The sequence below is a fragment of the Pseudomonas sp. K5002 genome (genome assembly GCF_013386655.1).
Lineage (GTDB): Bacteria > Pseudomonadota > Gammaproteobacteria > Pseudomonadales > Pseudomonadaceae > Aquipseudomonas.
In genome coordinates this window covers 1-2,031 of the sequence record NZ_JACARK010000929.1, presented here as the reverse complement: position 1 = coordinate 2,031, position 2,031 = coordinate 1, and the positions used below count along the sequence as shown (strand labels likewise).

The following is a 2,031-nucleotide window of genomic DNA, read 5'->3' as shown; positions in this document are numbered from 1 at the left end:
CGCCGGGCAGATTCACGCACGGCTGGTGATTACCGCCAGTTGCCAGGTGAGCAAAGGCACCGACAGCGCGCCGGTGAGCCCGGATGGCGGCTCGGCCTTGCTGGATTTCGGCAGCCACGGACCCACTTGGGACAAGGGCCTGGGTGCCGGCATCAGTGATGGCGACAAGGCCGCGCTCGCTGTGTCCTGCAACCCGTCGGTGGTGAGCAGTTTCACCGTGACCATCGACGGCGGCGCCCATGGCGACGGCATCACCCGGCGCTTGAGCAATGGCCGGCAAACCATACCGTATCGGCTGTCGGCCGATCCTGCGGGCCGAAGCACCTACAGCATCGGCCAGCAACGCAATTTCGTCGTGACCAAGGGCGCACAGGTACCGATCCCGGTATTCGGCTCGGTGGTGGCGAATACCAGGGCCCTACCGGCCGGCATCTACACAGACACCCTGACGGTGACTCTGGATTGGTAATTCATGAGGATGGACATCATGCATGCACTTGTATCTAAAGCAGTTCTCCCATTGGTCGCACTGGCCTGGGTATCGGGTGCCCAGGCGGCCACGACGGTCACCGGGCAGATCAGCTCCACGCTGATCCTGACCAACAGTTGCCTGGTCAACGGCGTGGGCGGCACCACCGGTTTGAACTTCGGTACGATCAATTTCGGTACCACCAACAGCCAGTTCACCACGCAGTCCGGCCAGGTGCTGGGCGGCGGTGGAGGCGCGTTGTCGATCCAGTGTTCCTCGGGCACCTCGCCGGTGATCACCGTGGGCGCGGGCTCCCATGACGGCCAGTCCACGGGCGGCACCCGGGCGCTGTATGACGGCGTGGCCAATTATGTGCCGTATGACTTCTACACCGACACCGGGCATTCGACACTTCTGGCGATCAACGGAACTATCAACGTAGGTGCGAGCACGGGCGTTGCGCAAACCGTGAACATCTACGGCCAGGCCGTGGGCAAGGCAGGTTTGCCGGCGGGTACCTACACCGACACGGTGTCGGTGCAACTGACGTTCTAGTGCCATGAAGCGGGCCTGCTGGGCGACGCTGGCGGTCATCACGGGTTGGGGAATGCCGTTGTCGTTGCTGGCGGTGACCAGCCAGACGATCCAGGTCAGCGCGACGATTGCCGCAGGCTGCCTGGTGGTGGGCGGCGGCACGAACTACGGCAGCCTGGCGTTCGGCAGCTATTCGTCGTTGTCCACCAGCACGGTGTCGGTGGCGCTGAGCAGCGGGGTAACGCTGCAATGCACCCCGGGAGTCACCTTGAACATGAGCGTCAACGGCGGCTTGTACAACGCCAGTGGCCGGCACATGCAACTCAATAGCGGCAGTGCCCAAGTGGCGTACCAGCTGTTTCAGGACGCGGCCCTGAGCCAGAGCCTGGGGATCAGTCAAAGCGTCAGCGTGGCCTACAGCAACGCGAACAATATAACCCTGCCGATTTACGGCCGGGTGGTGTTACCGGGTAATCAGCCTGGGGGGACGTACAGCGACGTGCTGCAGGTGCAGCTGTCCTGGTAAGGCGATTGGCATGAGGAGTGGAATCTATGTTTGCAGCTTCCCGGCGGTATTGGGTTGCGGGTTTTATCGGTCTGGTGGCGTTGGGCGCCGGGCAGGTCCAGGCTGCCAGTTCGGTGCTGATCTGGCCCATTGACCCGGTGCTGGAGGCCGATCAACAGGCCAGCGCCTTGTGGTTGGAGAATCGCGGTACAGAGACTGCGAACCTGCAGATCCGGGTATTTGCCTGGAGCCAGGGCGGGTTTGACGAGCAGTACCAGAACCAGCGCGACGTGATCGGCAGCCCGCCGGTGGCGAAGATCGAACCGGGGCAGAAGCAATTGGTGCGCCTGACCCGGACCCGGGAAGTGCCGCCGGGCCAGGAGTTGGCCTATCGGATCATCATCGACGAAATCCCCGCCGCCACCCCTGAAACCCCCGCAGCCGATGGCAAGACGGCCGCCGCCATCCGCTTTCAGATGCGTTATTCGGTGCCGTTGTTCGCCTACGGCGCAGGCCTGTGGAG

Annotated in this window: 4 protein-coding genes; all 4 read left to right on the top strand. The window is 63.4% G+C overall.

Features of this window, described 5'->3' with window-relative positions; translation table 11 throughout:
• Positions 1-469, top strand: a 469-nt coding sequence (locus HX846_RS31155; protein ID WP_178966865.1) for a spore coat protein U domain-containing protein, incomplete at its 5' end; no start/stop codon positions are given.
• A gap of 18 nt (positions 470-487) precedes the next feature.
• Positions 488-1,024 (top strand): spore coat protein U domain-containing protein, encoded by a 537-nt coding sequence (locus HX846_RS31150; RefSeq protein WP_032898768.1) that lies wholly within the window; start codon positions 488-490, stop codon positions 1,022-1,024.
• A gap of 4 nt (positions 1,025-1,028) precedes the next feature.
• Entirely contained in the window at positions 1,029-1,529 is a 501-nt protein-coding gene (locus HX846_RS31145; RefSeq protein ID WP_008431486.1) for a spore coat U domain-containing protein, read from the top strand.
• A 26-nt stretch (positions 1,530-1,555) separates the two neighbouring features.
• Positions 1,556-2,031 (top strand): molecular chaperone (locus HX846_RS31140; protein WP_178966864.1); only part of this gene is annotated, 476 nt, incomplete at its 3' end.